At 67.7% G+C, this 15,846-nt stretch carries 12 protein-coding genes; 5 read left to right on the top strand and 7 right to left on the bottom strand.

Going from position 1 to position 15,846, the window contains the following annotated elements; translation table 11 throughout:
• Positions 1-16 precede the first annotated feature (16 nt).
• Entirely contained in the window at positions 17-2,395 is a 2,379-nt protein-coding gene (locus ACE3QW_RS14120) for a xanthine dehydrogenase family protein molybdopterin-binding subunit (protein WP_374251949.1), read from the top strand.
• 9 nt (positions 2,396-2,404) lie between these two features.
• Complete coding sequence (locus ACE3QW_RS14115; RefSeq protein ID WP_374251947.1) at positions 2,405-3,205, top strand: xanthine dehydrogenase family protein subunit M; 801 nt, start codon at positions 2,405-2,407, stop codon at positions 3,203-3,205.
• Between the two features lie 12 nt (positions 3,206-3,217).
• Here the strand turns inward: ACE3QW_RS14115 and ACE3QW_RS14110 are convergent, their stop codons facing one another.
• Positions 3,218-4,735: an EAL domain-containing protein gene (locus tag ACE3QW_RS14110; protein ID WP_374251945.1), complete on the bottom strand. Its 1,518-nt coding sequence runs from the start codon at positions 4,733-4,735 to the stop codon at positions 3,218-3,220.
• A gap of 278 nt (positions 4,736-5,013) precedes the next feature.
• On the opposite strand from ACE3QW_RS14110, the gene ACE3QW_RS14105 reads away from it, so the two are divergent.
• Complete coding sequence (locus ACE3QW_RS14105; protein ID WP_374251943.1) at positions 5,014-5,622, top strand: TMEM175 family protein; 609 nt, start codon at positions 5,014-5,016, stop codon at positions 5,620-5,622.
• Positions 5,623-5,701: 79 nt separating this feature from the next.
• Here the strand turns inward: ACE3QW_RS14105 and ACE3QW_RS14100 are convergent, their stop codons facing one another.
• The 5 genes from ACE3QW_RS14100 to ACE3QW_RS14080 all read right to left on the bottom strand — a co-directional run bounded on the left by ACE3QW_RS14100 (position 5,702) and on the right by ACE3QW_RS14080 (position 10,427).
• Entirely contained in the window at positions 5,702-6,043 is a 342-nt protein-coding gene (locus ACE3QW_RS14100; RefSeq protein WP_197023024.1) for a hypothetical protein, read from the bottom strand.
• Positions 6,044-6,210: 167 nt separating this feature from the next.
• Positions 6,211-7,383 carry an isovaleryl-CoA dehydrogenase gene (locus ACE3QW_RS14095; protein WP_374251941.1) on the bottom strand — a complete coding sequence of 391 codons (1,173 nt, stop codon included), beginning with the start codon at positions 7,381-7,383 and terminating at the stop codon, positions 6,211-6,213.
• Positions 7,384-7,512: 129 nt separating this feature from the next.
• Positions 7,513-8,616, bottom strand: a complete 1,104-nt coding sequence (locus ACE3QW_RS14090; RefSeq protein WP_374251940.1) for a serine/threonine protein kinase — start codon at positions 8,614-8,616, stop codon at positions 7,513-7,515.
• Positions 8,617-8,625: 9 nt separating this feature from the next.
• Positions 8,626-10,071, bottom strand: coding sequence for a methylenetetrahydrofolate--tRNA-(uracil(54)-C(5))-methyltransferase (FADH(2)-oxidizing) TrmFO (gene trmFO / locus ACE3QW_RS14085; RefSeq protein ID WP_374251937.1), 1,446 nt, complete (start codon positions 10,069-10,071; stop codon positions 8,626-8,628).
• Between the two features lie 194 nt (positions 10,072-10,265).
• Positions 10,266-10,427 (bottom strand): DUF1127 domain-containing protein, encoded by a 162-nt coding sequence (locus ACE3QW_RS14080; protein ID WP_081762634.1) that lies wholly within the window; start codon positions 10,425-10,427, stop codon positions 10,266-10,268.
• 311 nt (positions 10,428-10,738) lie between these two features.
• On the opposite strand from ACE3QW_RS14080, the gene ACE3QW_RS14075 reads away from it, so the two are divergent.
• On the top strand, positions 10,739-11,455 hold the full coding sequence (locus ACE3QW_RS14075) for an FkbM family methyltransferase (RefSeq protein WP_374251935.1): 717 nt from the start codon (positions 10,739-10,741) through the stop codon (positions 11,453-11,455).
• Positions 11,456-11,485: 30 nt separating this feature from the next.
• Here ACE3QW_RS14075 and uvrA read toward each other — a convergent pair whose 3' ends face one another.
• Positions 11,486-14,611 carry an excinuclease ABC subunit UvrA gene (gene uvrA, locus ACE3QW_RS14070; protein WP_374251933.1) on the bottom strand — a complete coding sequence of 1,042 codons (3,126 nt, stop codon included), beginning with the start codon at positions 14,609-14,611 and terminating at the stop codon, positions 11,486-11,488.
• A gap of 442 nt (positions 14,612-15,053) precedes the next feature.
• On the opposite strand from uvrA, the gene ssb reads away from it, so the two are divergent.
• Positions 15,054-15,617 (top strand): single-stranded DNA-binding protein, encoded by a 564-nt coding sequence (gene ssb / locus ACE3QW_RS14065; RefSeq protein ID WP_374251931.1) that lies wholly within the window; start codon positions 15,054-15,056, stop codon positions 15,615-15,617.
• Positions 15,618-15,846 lie beyond the last annotated feature (229 nt).

The raw sequence follows: 15,846 nt of genomic DNA, 5'->3' as shown, positions 1-15,846 counted from the left end.
CGCCGGGAGGATCCCGATGAACGCCAGCGTTTCCAGCTCCGTCACGCCCATCGGCGCCGCGGTCCGGCGCAAGGAAGATCACCGCTTCATCACCGGCAAGGGCCGCTACACGGACGACATGGATCGTCCCGGGCAGGCCTACGCCTATTTCATCCGCTCGCCCTACGCCCACGCCCGCATCCGCCACATCGATGCCACCGCGGCCAAGGCCATGCCCGGCGTGGTGGACGTGCTGACCGGCGCTGACCTCGCGACCGACGGCCTCGGCGACCTCATCTGCGGCTGGATGATCCATTCCAAGGACGGCAGCCCCATGAAGATGGGCTCCCACCCCGCGCTGGCGAAGGAGAAGGTGCGCTATGTGGGCGACCATGTGGCCGTCGTCATCGCCGAGACGCTGAACCAGGCGAAGGACGCCGCGCTCGCGGTGGAGGTGGAATACGAGCTTCTCCCAGCCGTCGCGGACCTCGCCTCGGCCACGGACGGCGAGCAGATCCACGACTGCGCCCCGCGCAACACCGCCTTCGAGTGGGAGCTGGGCGACAAGGCCGCCACCGAGGCGGCGTTCGCCCGCGCGGCGAAGGTGACGAGTATCGACATCGTCAACAACCGCCTCGCCCCCAACGCCATCGAGCCGCGCGCGGCCATCGGCGAATATGATTCCGGCGACGAGGCCTTCACCCTCTGGACCACCAGCCAGAACCCGCACGTCGCCCGCCTCGTGCTCTCTGCCTTCGTCGGCATCGCGCCGGAGAACAAGCTGCGCGTCATCGCCCCCGATGTGGGCGGTGGCTTCGGCTCCAAGATCTTCATCTATGCGGAGGAGACGGTCTGCACCTGGGCGGCGAAGAAGGTGGGCCGGCCGGTGAAGTGGACGGGGGATCGCTCCGAGGCCTTCCTCTCCGATGCCCACGGCCGCGATCACATCACCCATGCCGAGCTGGCGATGGACGAGGCCGGGCACATCATCGGCTTCCGGGTGCACACCCGCGCCAACATGGGCGCCTATCTCTCCACCTTCGCCTCCTCCATCCCGACCTATCTCTACGCGACCCTCCTCTCGGGCCAGTACGCCATTCCCGCCATCTATTGTGAGGTGGATGCCGTCTACACCACCACCGCCCCGGTGGACGCCTATCGCGGCGCTGGGCGGCCGGAGGCGACGTTCCTTCTGGAGCGCATCGTGGAGAAGGCGGCACGCGAGCGCGGGGAGGACCCGGCCGAGTTCCGCCGCCGCAACTTCATCAAGTCCTTCCCGCACCAGACGCCCGTCATCATGTGCTACGACGCGGGCGATTACGTCGCCTCCCTCGACAAGGCGCTGGAGGTGGCGGACTATAAGGGCTTCCCGGCCCGCCGCGCGGAATCCGAGCGCAACGGCAAGCTGCGCGGCATCGGCCTGTCCGCTTATATCGAGGCCTGCGGCATCGCCCCCTCGGCAGCGGTGGGCTCGCTCGGCGCCGGTGTCGGCCTGTGGGAAAGCGCGGAAGTGCGCGTAAACCCCACGGGCAATGTGGAGGTGCTCACCGGCTCCCACAGCCACGGGCAGGGGCACGAGACCACCTTCGCCCAGCTCGTCTCCGCCCGCCTCGGCATCCCCATCGATCAGGTGAGCGTGGTGCACGGCGACACCGACAAGGTGCAGTTCGGCATGGGCACCTACGGCTCGCGCTCCGGCGCGGTGGGCATGTCGGCCATCGTGAAGGCGCTCGACAAGGTCGAGGCCAAGGCGAAGAAGATCGCCGCCCACATGCTGGAAGCGTCGGAAGGGGACATCGAGTTCAAGGACGGCAGGTTCACCGTCGCCGGCACGGACCGCTCGCTGGCCTTCGCCGAGGTGGCCCTCAACGCCTACGTGGCGCACAAATTCCCCACCTCCGAGATCGAGCCGGGGCTGAAGGAGGGGGCGTTCTACGACCCCACCAACTTCACCTTCCCCGCCGGCTGCCACATCTGCGAGCTGGAGGTGGACCCGGAGACCGGCGTCGTCGAGATCAAGTCCTTCGTCGCCATCGACGATTTCGGCGAGATCATCAATCCCATGATCGTGGAAGGACAGGTGCACGGCGGCATCGGGCAGGGCATCGGCCAGGCGCTGATGGAAGGCGTCACCTATGACGAAGACGGCCAGCTCGTGACTGGCTCCTACATGGACTACACCATGCCCCGCGCCGGCGACCTGCCCTCCTTCACCGTGGGCATGACGCAGACCCGCTGCCCCTCAAACCCGCTCGGCATCAAGGGCTGCGGCGAGGCCGGGGCCATCGGCGCGCCGCCCGCCGTCATCAACGCGCTCACCAACGCGCTCGGCACCGAGGACGTGCCCATGCCCGCGACACCCTCCAGGGTGTGGGCCATCGCGCAGGCGCGCGCTTCCCGTCTTGCTGCGGAATAGGAGGACGCCATGTACGCCTTCGACTATCAGCGTCCCGACGCCATCGCCGCCGCCGCCGCGCTGCTCTCCGCCGATCCGGAGGCCAAGGCGCTGGCCGGCGGGCAGACCCTGCTGCCGACCCTGAAGCAGCGCCTCGCCCAGCCGACCGCGCTGGTGGACCTCTCCCGCATCCCGGAGCTGTCCGGCATCTGCGCAACCACGGAAGGCGTCTCCATCGGCGCCATGACCCGCCATGCGGATGTCGCCGCTTCCGAACTGGTGCGGGCCGCCATTCCGGCGCTGGCTGACCTTGCCGGCATGATCGGCGACGTGGCGGTGCGCAACCGGGGCACCATCGGCGGTTCCCTCGCCAATGACGACCCGACCGCCGACTATCCCGCCGCCGTCCTCGCGCTCAACGCCACCGTGGTGACGGACCGCCGCTCCATCGGTGCGTCCGATTTCTTCCGCGGCCTGTTCGAGACGGCGCTGAGGGAGGGGGAGATCATCACCCGCGTGGACTTCCCCAAGGTGGAGAAGGCCGGCTACGCCAAGTTCCGCAACCCGGCTTCGCGCTATGCGATGGCCGGCGTGTTCGTGGCCAAGACGGCTGCCGAGGTGCGGGTGGCGGTGACCGGGGCCGGGCAGTCCGGCGTGTTCCTGTGGACCGAGGCGGGGGACATTCTCTCCTCCGATTTCTCGGTTCAGGCGGTGGTGGGCCTCGCGCTCGATCCGTCCAACCTCATGAGCGACCTTCACGGCAGCGCCGAATACCGGGCGCAGCTGGCGAAGGTGATGCTGAAGCGGGCGCTGGTCTCGATCACGGGGTGAGCGTGGCCGGCCCTATCGACGTCTGGCTGCCCAGAAGACGATAAATGCGGCGGCCGGAAGGGCTTTCGAGTAAAGCCAGCCCTGGGCGAAGCTCACGCCCTGGGCCCGCAGGTATTCGGCCTGGTTCTCGGTCTCCACACCCTCGGCGATGATCTGCAGTTTCAGTTCGTGCCCCATGGCGATGATATAGGGGGTCACGTCGCGCGTGGGCGCCTCTGTATTGATGGCGGTGATGAAGGACCGGTCGATCTTCAGAAGATCAATAGGCAGGTTCTGGACGTAGTTGAGGCCGGAATATCCGGTGCCGAAATCGTCGATCGCGGTCCTGTGGCCGCGGCGGCGCAGCTCCAGGAGCGTGGTGCGTGCGCCGTCCACATCGATGAAGCTGCGCTCCGTCGCTTCGAGCCATATCTGCCTCGGCTGAATGCCGGAGCCATCCAGCACACGCTCCAGCACCGGCAGGATGCGCCCGGTGGTGATGTCGGCGGCGCTGAGGTTGATGCTGACATGCGCGTGTGGATCATTGCGCAGCAGATCGCCGAGATCCTCGACGACTGCGGCGAGCATCCGGTCGGTCACGCGCCCGATCAGGCCGGTTTCCTCGGCGAGGGGGATGAACATGTCCGGTGGCGTCTGGCTGCCGTCCGCACGCGGCCAGCGCACCAGCGCCTCGGCGCCGATGCAGCGCCCCGTGGCCAGCTCGATGATGGGCTGATAGTGCGCGACCAGTTCGCCGTTCTTCAGCGCCCTCGCCAGTTCGCCGCGGGGAGAGCGTTGCTGGCGCAGCACCAGAAGCCCGGATGCGGCCGACAGCAGCGCGATCGCGGCCGAAAGGGGCAGGAGGACCGCCCGATTGGCCTGCAGATGGTCCTGGAATGTGATGCGCGGCTGACGGACGGTCACCGCCCAGTTGCGCGAGACCTTCTCGACGCTCGCATCCCCTGCCTCGGGCGGCGCGGGCCGGTCCTGGTCACGATAGCTCGCATAGATGGGCAGGCCGGCGCGGGTGCGGACGCCCGAGATCGTGTACGGGTTCGGGGTCTCCCACGCATTGAAGAACTGCCGCTGGTCCACGAGCACGCTGTAGCCATGGAGGCGCAGGATGAGGAGCGCCCGGTCGGTGCCGAAATTTGTCGGACGCCAGTTCAGGCTGAGGCCGATGCCATCCGGCTGCGCGACCTGGGTCTGGGCGCGCTCCAACCTGTAGGTCAGAGGCCCCCACGAATTGCACTCGACCACGTCTCCCGAGCCATAGCCGATGTTGACAACAGACAGCGCCTCTTCGGTGATCTGCAACATGGCGCTAATCTGCTGTGACGAGCAGGGCGGGAACGGCGTCGCAGCAATGGTCCGCAGCGCAGACTCGGCGTTGGCGTAGACCGCGTCGATATGATCAAGGACACGCAATGCATAGGCATCGAGTTGTTCTTGCTGCGCGGAAAGAGCAAGCCGCCATGAAACGTAGAGGGTCGGCGCGAGCGGCACCACCGTGCCGATAACGGTTGCAAGAACGACCAACGCCCAGGTCAACCGCCGGCTCATCTTGGCTGCCCAAAAATGTGCAGCAATCGTATCGACCAGAGAACTCCTGTCGGTATCGTGCTACATGCTCACATGATAAGAGGATTATCTTACGCCTACGCGTTGTGATTGTTTCAATAATGGCAAAATGTCATTGGCGCAAATGATGCCGACACGCGCATTTCGGGGCCATCCTGGGGCGTTGCGGCGGGTGAGACGCCCGATGACGACCGTTCCGCCCGGTCGAGTTTCCGCATGTGTCACGCCGGCGGCCCGGAGCACCTAGCATGCAACCCAGCGGCAGGAGCCTCTTCCCCAAGGCGCGCGTGGACGCCCTGAGCGACGGCATTTTCGCCTTCGCCATGACCCTGCTGGTGCTGGACATCCGCCTGCCGGACGATCTTCCGCTCACCTCGGCGGCGGACCTGACGGCGCATCTGGTCTCGCTGTCGCACCAGATGCTGACCTATGTGATTTCCTTCTTCGTCCTCGGCGCCTTCTGGCGCAGCGGCATCGAGATCCGGCCCTCAAGCGAGACCGTGGACCGGCACACGGTGCGCCTTGCGCTGCTGTTCCTGTTCTTCGTCACCACCGTGCCGTTCTCGTCGGGGCTGGTGGGGCGCTATGGCGGGCTGACGCCGGCGGTGGTGGTCTATGCGGGCAACATGACCATGCTGGCCGTGCTGACCATCGCCATCCGCTATCTGGACGTGGAGCCGCGCCGCCGTTCGCTGCGAAGTGCCGCCGGCGGGGTGCTGCCGCTGTTCATCGCGACCGCGATTCTCTCGGTGCTCATCAGTCTCGTCGCGCCGGGGCAGGGGATGTACGCCTACCTGCTCAACGCGCTGGCGCGGCTGCCCTTCTGGCCGCGCGGCGGTTACGGCGCACCGGACTGAGCACAAAAAGAAAGGCCGGCGCAGGGGATGCCCCGCGCCGGCCTCTCATTCAATCAATTGGCGATCACGTCACGCGCGGTCACTTGACGCCGATGACACCGCCCACGGCACCGCCGACTGCGCCGACAGCGCCACCGACCACCGCGCCCACGGGGCCGGCAGCCTTCTCGCCTTCCTTCGCGCCCTTCTCGGCGCCGGTGCCGGTGCCCTTGACGCCGCCGGCGACACCGCCCGCGACCGCACCGCCCACACCGCCGACCGTGCCGCCGACGCCGGCGCCCACCGGGCCAGCCGCCTTGTCACCGGCCGAAGCGCCGGCATTGGCGCCCTGCTCGGCACCCTTCACCACGCCCTGCGCGAAAGCGGCGGCGGGGGCCAGAGCCAGAGAGAGAGCGGTAGCGGCCAGAATGATCTTCTTCATGGCATTCCATCCTTCGGTTCGTCACTTCGACAGGCGACGGGAGCCGTTGCTTCCGCCGCCGAGCGCGCGACCGTGGGGCGTCGTGGTGCGCAGACCCGCCCCTACGATAATCCGCCGGTCGACCTCCCGCCAGACACGCTGACGGGAGCTTCGCCGCAGCGGTGGTATCAGGCGGTCTTGTCGAAAAGCTGGCGGCCGATGAGCATCCGCCGGATTTCGCTGGTGCCGGCGCCGATCTCGTAGAGCTTGGCGTCGCGCAGCAGGCGGCCGGTGGGATAATCGTTGATGTAGCCATTGCCGCCGAGGGTCTGGATGGCTTCGAGCGCCATCCAGGTGGCCTTTTCCGCCGCGTAGAGAATGGCGCCGGCCGCATCCTCGCGGGTGGTGGCGCCGCGGTCGCAGGCCTTGGCCACGGCATAGACGTAGGCCTTGGTGGCGTTCATGGTCACGTACATATCGGCGATCTTGCCCTGCATCAGCTGGAAGGTGCCGATGGGCTGACCGAACTGCTTGCGCTCGTGGACATAGGGCATCACCACGTCCATGCAGGCCTGCATGATGCCCGTGGGGCCACCCGCGAGGACCGCGCGCTCGTAATCGAGCCCGCTCATGAGCACGTTGACGCCCTTGCCCACGGCGCCAAGCACGTTCTCCTCCGGCACCTCGCAATCCTCGAACACCAGCTCGCCGGTGTCGGAGCCGCGCATGCCCAGCTTGTCGAGCTTCTGGGCGGTGGAGAAGCCCTTGAAGCCCTTCTCCACGAGGAAGGCCGTCATCCCCTTGGGGCCGGCGGCGGGGTCGGTCTTGGCGTAGACCACCAGCGTCTCGGCGATGGGGCCGTTGGTGATCCACATCTTCGAGCCGTTGAGGACGTAGCGGTCGCCCTTCTTCTCCGCGCGCGTGCGCATGGAGACGACATCCGAGCCCGCGCCCGGCTCGGACATGGCGAGCGCGCCCACATGCTCGCCGGAGATGAGCTTGGGCAGGTATTTCGCTTTCTGCTCCGGCGTGCCGTTGCGGCTGATCTGGTTGACGCAGAGATTGGAGTGCGCGCCGTAGGAGAGGCCCACCGAGGCGGAGGCGCGGGAAATCTCCTCCATGGCGATGACGTGCTCGAGATAGCCGAGGCCTGAGCCGCCATATTCTTCCTCCGCCGTGACGCCGAGCAGGCCCAGCGCGCCGAGCTTGGGCCACAGGTCGCGGGGGAAAAGGTTGCTCTTGTCGATCTCGGCGGCGCGCGGGGCGATCTCGGCCTGGGAGAAGTTTCGCACGGTGTCGCGCAGCATGTCGGCGGTTTCGCCGAGGTCGAAATCGAAACCCCCGGGGGCGTTCGGCAGCATAGTCACATCCTCCCTCGCTCCCCGGATTCTCATGCGCGGTCGCGGCCGCCGCCGGGAAGCGGGGCCTAGAATAAAACGGTTGTCCGTTTAATCAATGGGCCGTGCAGGGTCCGCGCCGCACAACTTTCGTCAGGCGGCGGGACGGGTGATGCGATCGGTGAGGTTGAGCCGGCCGCGGGCGATCTCCGCCACCTGAAGGCGCACGGCCTCAGAGCCGGCAAGCTGGTCCAGCATCTCGATCTGGTTGCGGGCAATCAGCAGAAGCAGGTCGTCGCGCACCGCGCCGTCCGGCCCCTTTGGGAGCGCGGGGACGATCTGGAGGTGATCGAGGTGCGGCCGGTCGGGCAGGGCGGTCGCGAGATGGGCGCGCAGGGCATCCGCCGTCACCGGCGCGGAAGACGCGACGAAGGCGTAGAGGCCCACCTTGCCGCCCAGCGTCTGGAAGTCGGACATGTGGACTTCCGCCACCGCCGGATGGCTGGCGAGGGCTTCGGCGATGCGCGGCCCCACCTGCGTCACCCGCGGGCCGCGGCCCTCGGTGTCGGAATAGGACATCAGCCGCCGCGTGACGAAGCGATAGACCTTCTTGCCGGTGGCCATCCACACGCGGGTGGGCAGGCTCTTGGTGGCCAGCACCTTCTTCTCGCGCGGGGTCAGTTGGTCCGGGCAATAGGTGCGCTTGTGCTTGAGGAGGTGGCGCAGGTCCTCATAGGCCAGCACGCGGCCGAGCTTGGAGCGCCGGCTGAAGGGCAGGGCCAGCTGAAAATCCATCAGCCACGCCTCGCCGTCCGCCCCGCGCAGCCAGTTCTGCTGCTTGGCAAGGTCGTTATGGACGTAGCCGGCGCGGTGCAGCGTCAGCAGCGCGGAGCGGGCAGAGTGGAAGAAGTGCATGTCGCCGGCCGGCCGGGCGATCTGCAGCGGCGCCCCGTCGATCCAGCCACGCACGAGGAAGCGCTTGCCGACGGCGAGCAGCGGCGTGGTGACGCCGGTGCGCGTCACCTTTTCCAGCGCATGGATCTCGTGAGCGGCGAGCTGGGTGGCGATGGGCGCGAACCACAGCGAGACGTCGTTCCAGCGCCGGCGCACGGCGGGCCATTCCCGGCCATGGCGGTCGGTCCAGGTGCCGCGCTCCACGGTGGAGAAGACATCGCGCTTCAGCACCGTATCCACGGCGAAGCGGGACGGATCGGCATCATATTCCAGAGGCGGCGGCGTGACGGACTGGCGCGGCATCCGGGCCTCTTAAGCCGCCTCTGGCGGGCTGTCGAGCCAGCCCATGATGTCGGTGAGCGCCCTTGCGGCGAGCGCCTTCTTCTTGGCGAGGGTCTTCTCCGCCCCGCGCAGGCGCTTGCCGGCCTCGCCCTTGGGGGCTTCGGTGAGCGGGGGGAACAGGCCGAAATTCACGTTCATGGGCTGGAAGGAACGGGGGCCGCCCTCGGCCTCCGCCTCGATATGCCCGCCGGTGATGTGGGCGAGCAGCGCCCCGTGGGCGGTGGTCAGCGGCGGCAGCGGAACGTCGAGCCCCAGCCGCTCGGCCGCGGCGAAGCGCCCGGCCATGAGGCCGACCGCCGCGCTCTCAACATAGCCCTCGCAGCCGGTGATCTGGCCGGCGAAGCGCAGGCGCGGATCGGCCTTCAGGCGCAGCGTCCCATCCAGGAGGCGGGGGGAGTTGAGATAGGTGTTGCGGTGGAGGCCGCCGAGCCGGGCGAACTCCGCATTCTCCAGCCCCGGGATGGTGCGGAACACGCGGGCCTGCTCGCCATGGCGCAGCTTCGTCTGGAAACCCACCATGTTGTAGAGCGTGCCCAGCTTGTTGTCCTGCCGCAGCTGGACGATGGCATAGGCCTTTACATCAGGCGCGTGGGGATTGGTGAGGCCCACCGGCTTCATGGGGCCGAAACGCAGCGTCTCGCGGCCGCGCTCGGCCATCACCTCGATGGGCAGGCAGCCGTCGAAATAGGGGGTCTTGGCCTCGAAGTCGCGCAGCGGCGCCTTGTCGCCGGCGATCAGTGCGTCGACGAAGGCGTTGTACTGCGCCTCGTCCATGGGGCAGTTGATGTAGTCCGCGCCCGTGCCGCCCGGCCCCGCCTTGTCGTAGCGCGACTGGAACCAGGCCTTGCCCATGTCGATGCTGTCGAAATGCACGATGGGCGCGATGGCATCGAAGAAGGCGAGGGCGCTTTCGCCGGTGAGGCCAAGGATAGCCTCGGCCAGAGCCGGGGAGGTGAGGGGGCCGGTGGCGAGGATCACATTGTCCCACTCGGCCAGGGGCAGGCCGGTGATCTCCTCGCGACGGATCTCGATGAGCGGGTGCGCCTCCAGTGCAGCGGTGACGGCGCGGGAGAAGCCCTCCCGGTCCACCGCCAGCGCGCCGCCGGCCGGCACCTGATTGGCATCCGCCGCCTTGAGGATCAGCGAGCCGGCGCGGCGCATCTCCGCATGGAGCACGCCGACCGCATTGCCTTGCGGATCATCCGAGCGGAAGGAATTGGAGCAGACGAGCTCGGCGAGGCCGTCGGTGAGGTGCGCCTCGGTGCCGCGCACGGGCCGCATCTCATGAAGCACCACGGGAATGCCCCGCGTGGCCAGCTGCCAGCTCGCCTCCGAGCCCGCGAGCCCTCCGCCGACCACATGGACGGGTGCGACATTGTCGCCGTTCGGACGATCGGGCCAAAAAGTGTCAGGCATCGCGGCTCCAGTGTGCCGCCGGCAATCGGGGGCACCCGGCGGGACAAGCGGTGTGCCACACGCGCCGCTGGGACTTCAACCCTCAGCGCCTGTCGCGCCCGTGGAGCGGGCCCAAAAACGAAAATGGTCCCCTGAGGGACCATTCTCCGGTGCCGGCCCGAAGGCCGGCTCAGCCATGGCAGCGGCGCCTGAAATCAGGCGGCAGCCGAAGCGTGGCGGGCGACGGCCCGGATTTCACTGCGCGACACGTTGATGTCGGCGAGAGAACGATCGTCGAGGCTGGACAGCTCGGCAACCGTGCGGTTGTAGACCTGCCAGCGGCGGAACTGGCGAGCCAGGATACCCCAGAGCAACATGTTACTTCTCCTCTTGCGGGTCCACCTTGCGGCGACTCCACTTGCTGACAGCAACATATGCCCTCATGCTGCATCGCCATAGAAGCGTCGATGCATTGCAGCAATGCAACCCGTGCATGGAGCGAGCTACTGCTCGTTAACCTGAAGGAGCGTGTTGCAATGCTGCATTGCAGGTCCTTGAGCGAGCACGCGTTCTGGGCGGTACTCATCTGCCGCCCGAATGCTATATCCAACTTGAGCGGGCGGGGGCCCTCTCAGCGCGCCGTCAGCGATGGTGCGCTGCGTGTGCGTAAGTCGCATGGGGGCATGCAATGAACATGGCGAACGCCACCGGTCTCACCGGGCAGGCGATCTATACTGCTCAGGAAGAACGCGGACTGACGTCCCGCTTCCTCGGGCCGACCGGGGTCTTTGTGGAGGTGGGGGCGTACGACCCGGTCTTTCAGAGCCAGACACTGCATCTGGAACTCACCGGCTGGACCGGCCTGCTGGTCGAGCCGGTACCGGAATTCGCCGAAAACCTGCGTCGCGCGCGTCAGGCCCAGGTGGTTCAGTGCGCCTGTGTCGCACCCGTGGCGGCGGGGACCGGTCGCGTGGCCCTGCTGGAACGCCGGGGCAGCAGCACCATCGTCTTCAATCCGCGCAAGGTGCGGCCGGAGGACATGGTGATCGAGGTGCCGGCCGCGACCCTCGACTCCGTTCTTGAGGGCGCCGGCCTCTCCACCATCGACTTCCTCTCGGTGGATGTGGAGGGGGCAGAGCCCGACGTCCTGAAGGGCGTGACGCTCAGCCGCTTCCAGCCGAAGCTCGTGGTGGTGGATGACCGCGAGCGGTTCAGCGAGACCTGCGCCGTGATGCGCCAGGGCAATTATCATCTCGTCCGGCGCACCGGCCACAACGCGTGGTTCGTGCCGCAGGAGACCGCCCGACACCTGAGCGTGCGGGCCCGGGCACAGCTGATGTGGACCTACGGCATCGGTCGCCTGCTCCGCCGCCGCATGCGCCCGGGCGCCGCCCGCTCGGCCTGAGCCGGCGGGCGAAAGGCGCGGGAGCCCTTCCTACTCGGCGGCCTGCCGACGCCGGCGTCCGCGCGCGACACGCGGCGCATCGGAGGCTTCCGCCGAGGCGGCTTCTTCCATCACGACGGCAGGGGCGTCCGCCACGGAGGCCGGCGCTCCGTCCTCGGCCTCTTCCCCGGCGGTCGGACGGCGTGCGGCTTTTCCGCGCGCGGCCCCGGCCGGCTTGGCCTCCTTTTCAGCGGCCTTGTCGGCAAGCGCCTTCCGGCTGTCCGCGAACGGACGGCGGGCCAGCACCTCGGCGAGGAAGTGGCCGGTGTGGGAGCGCTTGTCCCGCGCCACCGTCTCGGGCGTGCCCGCCACCACGATCTCGCCGCCGCCGTCGCCGCCTTCGGGTCCGAGGTCGAGGATCCAGTCGGCGGTCTTGATGACTTCGAGATTGTGCTCGATCACCACCACCGAATTGCCCTGCTCCACCAGTTCGTGCAGCACCTCCAGCAGTTTTTTCACGTCGTGGAAGTGCAGGCCGGTGGTCGGCTCGTCCAGAATATAGAGGGTGCGTCCGGTGGCGCGGCGCGACAGCTCCTTGGAGAGCTTCACCCGCTGCGCCTCGCCGCCGGAGAGCGTGGTCGCCTGCTGGCCGACCTTCACATAATCGAGGCCGACGCGGTGCAGCGTCTCCAGCTTCTCGCGCACCGAGGGCACCGCCTTGAAGAATTGCGCGCCCTCTTCCACCGTCATGTCGAGCACGTCGGCGATGGACTTGTTCTTGAAGGTGACTTCCAGCGTCTCGCGATTGTAGCGCTTGCCCTTGCAGACGTCGCAGGTGACGTACACGTCCGGCAGGAAGTGCATCTCGATCTTGATGACGCCGTCGCCCTGGCAGGCCTCGCACCGCCCGCCCTTCACGTTGAAGGAGAAGCGCCCGGCGCCATAGCCCCGCGCCTTGGCCTCCGGCAGGCCGGCGAACCACTCGCGGATGGGGGTGAAGGCGCCGGTATAGGTCGCCGGGTTGGACCGCGGCGTCCGGCCGATGGGCGACTGGTCAATGTCGATGACCTTGTCGAGGTGTTCCAGCCCCTCCAGCTTGTCGAACGGGGCAGGGGCCTCCGAGGCGCCGTTTAGCCGGCGCGCGACCGCCTTGTAGAGCGTATCGATGAGCAGCGTGGACTTGCCGCCGCCCGACACGCCGGTGATGCAGGTGAACAGGCCGAGCGGGATTTCCGCCGTGACATTCTTCAGATTGTTGCCGCGCGCGCCCGAGAGCTTGAGCATGCGCTTGGGGTTCGGCTTGCGCCGCGCCGGCACGCCCACGCTCAACTCGCCGGTGAGATAGCGGCCGGTCAGGGAGGCGGGATTGGCGAGGATTTCCGCCGGCGTGCCCTGCGCCACGATCTTCCCGCCGTGAATGCCGGCGCCCGGCCCCACGTCCACCACATGGTCGGCGGCGAGGATGGCGTCCTCGTCGTGCTCCACCACGATCACCGTGTTGCCAAGGTCGCGCAGGTGCTTCAGCGTGCCGAGCAGCCGCTCATTGTCGCGCTGGTGGAGGCCGATGGAGGGCTCGTCCAGCACGTAGAGCACGCCGGTGAGGCCGGAGCCGATCTGCGAGGCGAGGCGGATGCGCTGGCTCTCGCCGCCGGAAAGCGTGCCCGAGGACCGCGCCAGCGTGAGGTATTCCAGCCCCACGTCCAAGAGGAAGCGCAGCCGCTCGCGGATCTCCTTCAGGATGCGCCCGGCGATCTCGTTCTGCTTGTCGGTGAGCTGGGCGGGCAGGCTCTCGAACCATCCGGCCGCGGCGCGCACCGAGAGCTCGCCGATCTCGCCGATGTGCCGCCCGGCGATCTTCACCGCCAGCGCCTCGGGCTTCAGCCGGTAGCCGTTACAGACCTTGCAGGGGACGGTGGAGAAGTATTTGGAAATCTCCTCCCGCGCCCAGTCGCTGTCGGTCTCCTTCCAGCGCCGGTCGAGGTTGCGCACCACGCCCTCGAAGGTCTTCGAGGTCTCGTAGGCGCGCATGCCGTCGTCATAGTGGAAGGTGATCTTCTCGGTCCCAGAGCCGAAGAGAAGCACGTCGCGCGCCTGCTCCGGCAGATCGGCGAAGGGGACATTCAGCTTGAAGTGGTAGTGCTTCGCCAGCGCATCCAGCGTCTGCCCGTAATAGGGTGAGGTGGACTTGGCCCAGGGGGCGATGGCGCCCTGCTTCAGCGAGCGGGCCTTGTCCGGCACCACGAGGTCCGGGTCGATGGTCTGCTCCACGCCGAGGCCGTCGCAGGCCGGGCAGGCGCCGAAGGGATTGTTGAAGGAGAACAGCCGCGGCTCGATCTCGGAAATCGTGAAGCCGGACACCGGGCAGGCGAACTTCTCGGAAAAGATGATGCGCCGCGGATCGCCCGCCGCATCCTTCTCGTCGGCGAACTCGGCCACAGCGATCCCGTCGGCGAGGCCGAGCGCGGTCTCGAAGCTGTCGGCGAGCCGCTGGGCGAGGTCCGCGCGCACCACGATGCGGTCCACCACCACGTCGATGTCGTGCTTGAACTTCTTGTCGAGGGCCGGCGCCTCGGCGATCTCATGGAAGGTGCCGTCGATTTTGACCCGCTGGAAGCCCTTCTTCATCCACTCGGCGAGTTCCTTGCGGTACTCGCCCTTGCGCCCGCGCACCACCGGCGCGAGCAGGAAGAGACGCGTGCCTTCCGGCAGCGCGAGGGTGCGGTCCACCATCTGCGAGACAGTCTGGCTCTCGATGGGCAGACCCGTGGCCGGGGAGTAGGGCACGCCGGTGCGCGCCCACAGAAGGCGCATGTAGTCGTAGATCTCGGTGACGGTGCCGACCGTGGAGCGTGGATTCTTCGAGGTGGTCTTCTGCTCGATGGAAATGGCCGGCGAGAGACCGTCGATCTGGTCCACGTCCGGCTTCTGCATCATCTCCAGGAACTGGCGGGCATAGGCGGAGAGGCTTTCCACATAGCGCCGCTGGCCTTCCGCATAGATGGTGTCGAAGGCGAGCGAGCTTTTGCCCGAGCCGGACAGGCCGGTGAACACCACCAGACTGTCGCGGGGGATTTCGAGGTCCACGTTCTTGAGATTGTGCTCGCGCGCGCCGCGCACCGAGAGGGTACGGGCATCGCGGCGCGGGATGGGACGCGGGGAGGCTGCGCGATCAGACATGGACATCCGCTGGCGCCTGCGGCGCAAAAAGGGGTCGGGGCCTGAGAAACGATCGTGCCGCCCTTGCAGCGGCGAGCACGCCAGCGGCCGAAAGCCGCGTAGCGCGCCGGGGAACGTGCTCATGAACTCTCGGAAATGTAGTGAACCTTGTGCGATGCGGAAGAGAACATAATACGAACTCCGAAGGGCGCCACCCAAAAAGAGCGGGGCGACTCGGATCGAGCGCGCCGATGCTCTTGCCAGTCTGGGGGAAGTCGGTTAGGAACACAACGTGAACATTTAAGCCATGAGCTGTTACGCACGGCGGCCAGCGGCGGTTCATCATGGGGATAAAGCCGCGTCGGGGGTCGCATGGCCCGGCGGGGACGGTAGGGTGCGGGATTCGCGGCGCGTCGCAATGGCGGCCTGCGGAACGGCGGAACACGGCACGAGGGAGAGCGGGATGGCCGGCAGCGTCAACAAGGTGATCCTGGTCGGCAATCTGGGCCGCGACCCGGAGGTCAAGTCGTTCCAGAACGGCGGCCGCGTCTGCAACCTGTCCATCGCCACGTCCGAGAACTGGCGCGACAAGGCCTCGGGCGAGCGCCGCGAGCGCACCGAGTGGCACCGGGTGGTGATCTTCAACGAGAACCTCGTGGGCGTCGCCGAGCGCTTCCTGAAGAAGGGCTCCAAGGTCTACATCGAGGGCCAGCTCGAGACCCGCAAGTATGAGAAGGACGGTCGCGAGACCTACACCACCGAGGTGGTGCTGCGGCCCTATCGCGGCGAGCTGACCCTGCTCGACGGCCGTGAGGGCGGCGGTGCCGGCTCCGGCGCGGACGAATATGGCGGTGGCTCCGACTTCGGCTCGGCCAGCCCCATGGGCGGCGGAGGCGGCAGCTTCGGCGGCTACAGCGGCGGCGGTTCCGGCGGTGGGCGCCGTCCGGCACCGGCTGGCGGCGGAATGGGCGGCAGTTCGGGTGGTGGACGCCCCGCGGCCGATCTCGACGACGAAATCCCGTTCTGAGGCGCGCCTTCGGCTTTGAGGGTGGGGCGCCGCGGCCGGTCTTGGTGCTGGCCGGCCTAGCTTTGTTGCTGATTGGCTCACGGAAAGTCGCCGCCTGCGCATGGCGCGGGCGGGCTTTTGTTGTGCCATTGCAGGCCCCGTTTCCGGCCGCTTCGGGCGGCGTTCGCGGGCCCATCTGACGCAAAACCGACAAATTGTCCGGCGACCTGCGAGATGGTCTGCATAACCC

It is taken from the genome of Xanthobacter sp. (assembly GCF_041911315.1).
In the GTDB taxonomy this organism is placed as follows: domain Bacteria; phylum Pseudomonadota; class Alphaproteobacteria; order Rhizobiales; family Xanthobacteraceae; genus Xanthobacter; species Xanthobacter aminoxidans.
This window is presented reverse-complemented; position numbering and strand designations above follow the sequence as displayed.

Excerpts from the sequence above, each read along its gene's own strand:
- ACE3QW_RS14090 (WP_374251940.1), bottom strand. The coding sequence starts at position 8,616 with ATGCCGCGCCAGTCCGTCACGCCGCCGCCTCTGGAATATGATGCCGAT.
- ACE3QW_RS14115 (WP_374251947.1), top strand. The coding sequence starts at position 2,405 with ATGTACGCCTTCGACTATCAGCGTCCCGACGCCATCGCCGCCGCCGCC.
- ACE3QW_RS14100 (WP_197023024.1), bottom strand. The coding sequence starts at position 6,043 with ATGAAGAAGATCATTCTGGCCGCTACCGCTCTCTCTCTGGCTCTGGCC.
- uvrA (WP_374251933.1), bottom strand. The coding sequence starts at position 14,611 with ATGTCTGATCGCGCAGCCTCCCCGCGTCCCATCCCGCGCCGCGATGCC.
- ACE3QW_RS14105 (WP_374251943.1), top strand. The coding sequence starts at position 5,014 with ATGCAACCCAGCGGCAGGAGCCTCTTCCCCAAGGCGCGCGTGGACGCC.
- ACE3QW_RS14075 (WP_374251935.1), top strand. The coding sequence starts at position 10,739 with ATGAACATGGCGAACGCCACCGGTCTCACCGGGCAGGCGATCTATACT.
- trmFO (WP_374251937.1), bottom strand. The coding sequence starts at position 10,071 with ATGCCTGACACTTTTTGGCCCGATCGTCCGAACGGCGACAATGTCGCA.
- ACE3QW_RS14120 (WP_374251949.1), top strand. The coding sequence starts at position 17 with ATGAACGCCAGCGTTTCCAGCTCCGTCACGCCCATCGGCGCCGCGGTC.
- ACE3QW_RS14095 (WP_374251941.1), bottom strand. The coding sequence starts at position 7,383 with ATGCTGCCGAACGCCCCCGGGGGTTTCGATTTCGACCTCGGCGAAACC.
- ACE3QW_RS14080 (WP_081762634.1), bottom strand. The coding sequence starts at position 10,427 with ATGTTGCTCTGGGGTATCCTGGCTCGCCAGTTCCGCCGCTGGCAGGTC.
- ssb (WP_374251931.1), top strand. The coding sequence starts at position 15,054 with ATGGCCGGCAGCGTCAACAAGGTGATCCTGGTCGGCAATCTGGGCCGC.